Below are 6,650 nucleotides of genomic sequence, written 5' to 3'. Positions count from 1 at the left end.
GAGCGAGGCTGGTTGCGTCGGAATGTGGCAGAAATAAGCTTATGATTCTGTTGGATAATTTCACGCAACGTGATTTGCTCTTGGCCGGTTCGGCGGTCAGTCTCCAGGTCGTTCGGCGGGCCTTGCTGCGAAAGCGAAGCCCGCGAGGACGAAGATAGAACGGGAGTACCTGACATRAACAAGTTCCTTGCAACGACCGTCGCCTCGCTTGCCTTCATCGGTTCCGCCTATGCCGCGGATATCGAAGGCACGGTCCAGTCGGTCGACGCGGCGACGCGTTCGATCACGCTGGACGACGGCAAGATCTATGTCGTACCCGAAAGCATCAAGGTCGATGGCCTTGCCGCCGGCGCCAAGGTGAAGGTGACTGTTGACGACACCACAGGTGCCGTGACCGCGATCGAAAACGCGTCGTAAACGTCCTTTGCGAACTCGCCCTGCCCGTATTGCCGTCCCGCCCGGACAGGGCGAGTCCCATTCTCGACACCTTCCAAGCACTCATTTCGGCCGACCCCATGCGGGTCGGCTGTTTTTTGAGGCGCGCTGGCAGCTCTAGAAACCGATATTTTGGGCAAGCCAGCTGGACGAGCGTTTTGCCACCGCAAGCGTGCCATCGGCAAAGCGGTCGAGGCCGGAGCGCACCAGCGCATAGCCATTGGCCGTGCGGTAGAGCACCGAGCCATTTTCTTGTGGCGTACCCGCGGCCGGCTGGACCTCAGGGTGGATGGCAGGCGCTGAGGCGAGCTGCGGATCGGCGAAGGTCGTGGTGCGGCAGATGCCGGTGACCAGGGGATAGTCGTGGTTGCCTTCGCGCAAAATGCGGCTCTTCATCGCCGCCTCGCAGTCGGCGACAGAAGTCCACTGCGCCGGCGTCTCGCCGATATATTCGCAAAGCTTGGCATCGCAGTCGCAGCCAACGATGGTCATGGCGACAAGGGCTGACTTGATCACGGTCCGAATCCTTCGGGTTGGTCACGAAGCGAGTTCTCGGCTGCGATCGCGGCGCCAGTTAGCCGCAATCATGGCATGATGGTGGCGTGCGATTGCTATTTTGTGGTGTGGTCAGGAATGTCTGGGTCTGTCTACCGGTCGAGGCCAGCTGCCTTGCGCAAGGCGTCGTTCATCCGTGTCTGCCAGCCCTCGCCATCGGCCTTGAACTGAGCGACGACTTCCGGGTCGAGTCTGAGCAGGACGGACAGTTTCTTGTTCGGTGAGCGAGGACGGCCGATCTTGCGGCGAAAGAGCTCATCAGCGGGTTGGGCATCCGGGTCGGCAACAGCATCGGCTGTGATGGCGCGGTCTTCATCGTCGGAAATATCTTCGAGAGAAATCAAGGCGCGTCGCCGCGCGTCCGCCAGCCTGGCAGTTTCAGTGGCCGACTTAGAAACTTTGGACATAAATCTCGATCTCCCGTCTGTTGGCTTTGCGCAACGAGATGATGCGAATGAGCTTTATGTGTCCGCCCCTCCAGACAATTACCGTATATACGAAAACGTGCGCCTACGCAAGTATTTCTGTATATACGCTAACGTCGTGTCTGTTTCGGATGTGAACTTCGCAACCTTTCCCTTGCGCATTTGCCTGTGCGGCTAACAATGGCGCCGGAGGGCGGCGGTGTTTACGCTGTGGGGGAGGGTTTTGTTTCGTGAAGATCGGCGTCGTCAGGAATCCGGTGGCCGGTGGCGGCAGGCTGGGATCACATTGGACGGAAGTTGCAGCCGCACTTTCCGAACGCTTTGGCGATGTCGAATTCCGCGAGACTGAAGAGCCTGGCGATGGCGCAACGATCGCGCGCGACCTCGTGGCGCTCGGCTGTGGACTGGTGGTTGCCGCCGGCGGTGATGGTACGATCAGCGAAGTCGCCGACGGGATCTTGCAGATGCAGGCCGAGACCGGGGTCGCGGCGGTGCTCGGCGTGCTACCGTGCGGTACGGGCTCGGACTTCGCCCGGGGCATGGGCATTCCGGTGGAAGTCAAGGCCGCGATCGCGCGTATCGCCGAAGGCGAGGACCGCCTCATCGACGCCGGCCGCATCTCCTTCATCGACGAGCATGGCCGGCTGGCGAGCCGTCATTTCGTCAATATTGCAAGCCTGGGCATGTCGGGTGCGACGGTGCGTGCGGTGAACGCGGACCGGCGCAAGGGCCGCGTTTCGGCCAAGGCGCTGTTTTTCTGGCGCACGGTGACGGAGTTCGTGCGCTACCGTTTCCAGGAGGTGCGCATCGTTGTCGACGACGGCGCGCCGGTCGAAGCCAAGGTGGCGCTGGTGGCTGTTGCCAATGAAAGGTTCTTCGGTGGCGGCATGATGATCGCGCCCGATGCTGTTCCCGACGACGGTCTGTTCGACATCGTCATTCTGCGCGCGGCGAGCAAGCTCAGGCTGATCTTTGACATCCGGCTGCTTTATGGCGGCCGCCACCGCGATCATCCCGCGATCACCATCCTCCGCGGCCGCAAGGTGATGGTCGAGCCGCTGGGCGACCCGCTCGCCAACGCGGCACTGACCGATATCGACGGTGAATCGCCTGGGCATATTCCAGCGACATTCGAGATGTTGCCGAAGGTGCTGAAGGTAAGGTGCTGAGTCGGGCGGTTAGGAGAATGAGTCGGAAAAGCGGTGTAAGAGATTGATTTCATAGAACTGCCCTCATCCGCCTGCCGGCACCTTCTCCCCGTAATGACGGGGAGAAGGGACAAGCGGCAACGCCGACGCCTCCCGCTCCCCGTTTTTCACGGGGAGAGGGTAAGGGTGAGGGGCAAATTCATGGGGCAGGTTCCTTGTAGTCTGGTTAGGCCCCCATCGCCCTGACCATGGCCTGGATCTTCGTCGCCTTTTCGAAATGGTCGAGCTTGTGGGTACGGATCCACCATTCGGCGGCTTCCATCAATAGTTCCGGGTCGTCGTTCCTGTTGGCGAAAAACGCGTAGAACGACAGCCCGACATCGGGGCCCTTGGCGGCGATCTTGCGCTCGCAGACGTCCAGTATCTTTGCCTTCAGGCCTGCTCTCAAAATAAATCCTCAGACGAATCGTTCGGCAGCTTTCCCTCTCGTGAGGCAACAAGTCAAAGGCCGGCGTCCGCCATATCAAAGCTTTGCCGGAAAACCCGGTGCGCGCAGATCGGTTTGGGTGGCGTCTTCCAAAAGCTTGACGATCATCGTCGACCAGGCGTCGCCGCCATAGTTTGCCTTGCCCTGCTCGAAGATGGCTGTGACGCGCGATGCGAGATCGAGAGGCACGCCGAGTTCACTGGCCATGCCGAGCGCGAAGCCGAGGTCTTTCAGCGCCAGATCCATGGTGAAGCCGATGTCGTAGGAACCATTGAGCACGAGCTGGCTTTCGGTCTCGTGTACGAAGCTGTTTCCGGAAGAGGCTGCGATCGCGTGGTAGGCCTGGGCGAGGTCGAGCCCGCCTTTCCTGGCCAGCATCAGTGCCTCGCCGGCGGCGACCAGGTGGATGAAGGCCAGCATGTTGGTGATGACCTTGATCACGGCTGCCGAACCAATCGGCCCCATCAGGAACGAGCGTGCGCACATAGCCTCGATGGCTGCGCGGTGGCGCGCGTAAAGGGCTGGGTCGCCGCCGACGAGTGCTGTGATGTTGCCTGAAGCCGCGAGATGAACGCCGCCGGTTACAGGGCATTCGAGCGTGTAGACGCCGCTTTCAGCGGCAAGGTCGGCAAGGCGCAGGATGTCATCGCGGCCATTGGTCGACATTTCGATCCAGGTGGCACCCTTGGGCAAACCGGCGAGCAGCCCGTCCGCCCCGGCCACCACAGCTTCGCTGACCCTGGGCGAGGGCAGGCAGGTGATGGCGTTGCCAGCGCGGGCTCCTGCGTCGGCAGGGCTGATGGCTGCGGTCGCGCCGAGCGCGACAAGGCGGCCGACGGCGGCCGGGTCGCGATCGAAGACGGTGATCGGAAAGCCTTCGCGCAACAGGCTTGCGGCGAGGTGACCGCCGAGATGGCCGAGGCCGATAAAGGCGTAGGCGATGGGTTCTGTCATGGCATCAGCGGCGTTTGCCCCATCTGCAGGTGCAGATGGGGACCGTCATAGGGATTGGCCTCGCACACCGCCTCGTCGAGTTCGACGCCGAGGCCGGGCTCCTTCGAGGGGATGACGTGGCCGTCCTGCCATTCGATCTTTTTCTTCAAAAGCGTGGCGTGGAAGCCTTCCCACTGCCTGAGCGATTCAAGGATGAGGAAGTTCGGCAGCGTGACGGCGAGCTGGATGTTGGCGGCGCCGACGATCGGGCCGCAATAGCAGTGCGGTGCTACCTGGATGTGATAGGCCTCGGCCATGGCCGCGATCTTCTTGGTTTCGAGGATGCCGCCGGAGCGGCCGAGATCGGGCTGCAGGATGGCGGCGGCGCGGTTTTCGATGACCCGCGCAAATTCGAATTTTGTCGTCAGCCGCTCGCCGGTGGCAATCGGGATCGAGGTGCCGCGCGCCACCTCGGCCATCACCTCGGGCATATCAGGCGGCACCGGCTCCTCGAACCACAGCGGATCGTAAGGCTCGATGGCGCGCGCCATGCGCAGAGCGCCTGAGGCGGTGAACTGGCCGTGGGTGCCGAACAATATGTCGGCGCGGGTACCGACGGCCTCGCGGATGGCTTTCATCATGCGCACCGACAGGTCGATGTCGGTCAGTCGCGGCTGATGGCCGTCGAAGGCGGTCCATGGCCCAGCGGGGTCCAGCTTCACGGCGCTGAAGCCCTGGCTGACGTAAAGGGCTGCGCATTCGGCGGCCATGTCAGGGTCGTTGTAGACGTTCTTGGGTGCTGCGTCCTCGGTGTGGACGCTGCCGGAATGCGGGTAGAGATAGGTGTAGGAGCGCAGCGTCTCATGCACCTGGCCGCCGAGCAGCTTGTAGACCGGCTTGTTAGCCTCCTTGCCGATGATGTCCCAGCAGGCCATTTCCAGCGCCGAGAAGCAGCCCATGGCCGATACGTCGGGACGCTGGGTGAAGCCGGAGGAATAGCAGCGGCGAAACAGGTTTTCGATGTCGTGCGGGTCCTGTCCCAACAGGTAGCGCTCCGCCATGTCCTCGATCATCCGTGCCGTGACATGGGCCGAGAAGGTGGCGTTGTAGGCCTCGCCATAACCGACCACGCCGCCGTCGGTGGTGAGCTTGACGAAGATGAAGTACTTGCCGCCGATGCCGGGCGGCGGGTTGTTGACCACGAAGGTTTTGACGTCGGTGATTTTCATCGTTGCTCCTCCGGTCGTGTGAAATCGTAGACGTTAGGCGCTGCCCCTCATCCGCCTGACGCCTCCCTCTCCCCGTCCTTTACGGGGAGAGGGTAAGGGTGAGGGGCGGCGCGAGTTCTCATGGCTGCTCACCCCATATCCTCCAGCACCATCTCCGCACCCTTCCAGCCGGTCATGATCGACGCGGCGTTGGTGTTGCCGGTGATGTTGTCGGGGAATATCGAAGCGTCGATGACGCGCAGGCCGGAAAGCCCGTGCACGCGCAGGCGCGGGTCGACGACGGAGGTGCGCGGGTCCGGCCCCATGCGGCAGGTTGAGACAGGGTGGTAAACTGTGCCCGAGCGCTTGGCGAAATCCTGAATCAAGTCCGGGTCGGAAGTGATTGAGGGGCCTGGCAAAACCTCTTCCGCTGTTATCTCGGCTATCTCAGGCATAGAAGCCAGCTTGCGCAGGAATTTGACCGCATCGAGCATCTCGGCGACGTCGGTCTCGGTCGAATAGGCGTTGACGGTGATGCGGGGATGAACAATCGGATCGGCCGAGCGGATCATGATCTCGCCTCTGCTCGAGGGCCGGCAGTTGGACAGGCCGATGGAAAAGCCAGGGAAGGGGTCGGGCGACAGGATCGGCCGTTCGCCTGATTTGGGCAGGACGGTGGAAAAGACCTGGAAATAGAGCTGCATGTTGGGGCGGGCGCGGGCAGGGTCGGAGCGGAAGAAGCCGCCGCCCTGGTTCATGCTCATCGACAGCGGGCCGGTGCGCAAAGCGAGATATTGCATGCCGACCAGAAGCTTGCCCCACCAGGGGCGCAGGATCTGGTTCAACGTCGGCACCTTGGCCTTCCAGGTGTAGTTGATGCCTTGGTGGTCCTGCAGATTGCGGCCGACATGTTCTTGGGCATGGACGACGGGGATGCCGAGCTCGCTTAGCAGCACCGCCGGGCCGACGCCGGAAAGCTGCAGCAGCTGAGGCGAGTTGACCGAGCCGCCGCACAAGATGACCTCTTTGCCGGCGCGGGCGGTGAGTGTCTTGCCGTTCTGCAGATATTCGACGCCGACGGCGCGTTTGCCTTCGAACAGGATTTTTGTTGCCAGCGCACCGGTCTCGACCCGCACATTGGGGCGCTTCATGGCCGGATGCAGGAAGCCGCGCGCTGCCGACATGCGGCGACCACCCCTGGTGGTGATTTGATAAACACCGACACCCTCTTGCGAGGGGCCGTTGAAGTCTTGATTCAGCGCAAGACCCGCCTGCTGTCCGGCCGCAAGGAAGCGCTTGGTGAGCGGATGAACTTTCTTCCTGTTGTCGGTGACGTGGATCKGGCCGCCGCTGCCGCGCAGTGCGTTGCCGCCGGCTTCGTTGTCCTCGATCGCCTTGAATGCGGGCAGCACGTCGTCAAAGCCCCAGCCGGGGTTGCCGGCGTCGCGCCATGCGTCGA

At 62.4% G+C, this 6,650-nt stretch carries 8 protein-coding genes; 2 read left to right on the top strand and 6 right to left on the bottom strand.

What is annotated here, in order from left to right:
• The first annotated feature begins 69 nt into the window (after positions 1–69).
• Positions 70–417 (top strand): DUF1344 domain-containing protein, encoded by a 348-nt coding sequence (locus AC1DWF_RS28900; RefSeq protein WP_476842361.1) that lies wholly within the window; start codon positions 70–72, stop codon positions 415–417.
• 135 nt (positions 418–552) lie between these two features.
• Here AC1DWF_RS28900 and AC1DWF_RS28895 read toward each other — a convergent pair whose 3' ends face one another.
• Both AC1DWF_RS28895 and AC1DWF_RS28890 read right to left on the bottom strand, forming a co-directional pair.
• A complete protein-coding gene (locus tag AC1DWF_RS28895; protein ID WP_476781820.1) occupies positions 553–951 on the bottom strand; it encodes a hypothetical protein in 399 nt (132 codons plus the stop codon).
• Positions 952–1,082: 131 nt separating this feature from the next.
• On the bottom strand, positions 1,083–1,397 hold the full coding sequence (locus AC1DWF_RS28890; protein WP_476781819.1) for a BrnA antitoxin family protein: 315 nt from the start codon (positions 1,395–1,397) through the stop codon (positions 1,083–1,085).
• A gap of 248 nt (positions 1,398–1,645) precedes the next feature.
• Here AC1DWF_RS28890 and AC1DWF_RS28885 point away from each other — a divergent pair, with 248 nt between their 5' ends.
• Entirely contained in the window at positions 1,646–2,584 is a 939-nt protein-coding gene (locus tag AC1DWF_RS28885) for a diacylglycerol/lipid kinase family protein (protein WP_476788027.1), read from the top strand.
• A 205-nt stretch (positions 2,585–2,789) separates the two neighbouring features.
• Here the strand turns inward: AC1DWF_RS28885 and AC1DWF_RS28880 are convergent, their stop codons facing one another.
• The 4 genes from AC1DWF_RS28880 to AC1DWF_RS28865 all read right to left on the bottom strand — a co-directional run.
• Positions 2,790–3,011 carry a DUF6500 family protein gene (locus AC1DWF_RS28880; protein WP_476782794.1) on the bottom strand — a complete coding sequence of 74 codons (222 nt, stop codon included), beginning with the start codon at positions 3,009–3,011 and terminating at the stop codon, positions 2,790–2,792.
• 75 nt (positions 3,012–3,086) lie between these two features.
• Positions 3,087–4,004: an NAD(P)-dependent oxidoreductase gene (locus AC1DWF_RS28875; RefSeq protein WP_476782793.1), complete on the bottom strand. Its 918-nt coding sequence runs from the start codon at positions 4,002–4,004 to the stop codon at positions 3,087–3,089.
• Entirely contained in the window at positions 4,001–5,212 is a 1,212-nt protein-coding gene (locus AC1DWF_RS28870; protein ID WP_476782792.1) for a mandelate racemase/muconate lactonizing enzyme family protein, read from the bottom strand. The genes AC1DWF_RS28875 and AC1DWF_RS28870 overlap by 4 nt, the downstream gene beginning before the upstream one ends.
• A gap of 128 nt (positions 5,213–5,340) precedes the next feature.
• Positions 5,341–6,650, bottom strand: a 1,310-nt coding sequence (locus AC1DWF_RS28865) for a GMC family oxidoreductase (protein ID WP_476842360.1), incomplete at its 5' end; no start/stop codon positions are given.

The organism is Aminobacter sp. P4_D5, assembly GCF_056401815.1.
Note: the sequence above shows the minus strand (reverse complement) of the source record. Positions and strands in the feature narration are given on the sequence as shown.

Bases quoted from the DNA above. Each gene is read 5' to 3' on its own strand.
- AC1DWF_RS28870 (WP_476782792.1), bottom strand. From the start codon at position 5,212: ATGAAAATCACCGACGTCAAAACCTTCGTGGTCAACAACCCGCCGCCC.
- AC1DWF_RS28875 (WP_476782793.1), bottom strand. From the start codon at position 4,004: ATGACAGAACCCATCGCCTACGCCTTTATCGGCCTCGGCCATCTCGGC.
- AC1DWF_RS28890 (WP_476781819.1), bottom strand. From the start codon at position 1,397: ATGTCCAAAGTTTCTAAGTCGGCCACTGAAACTGCCAGGCTGGCGGAC.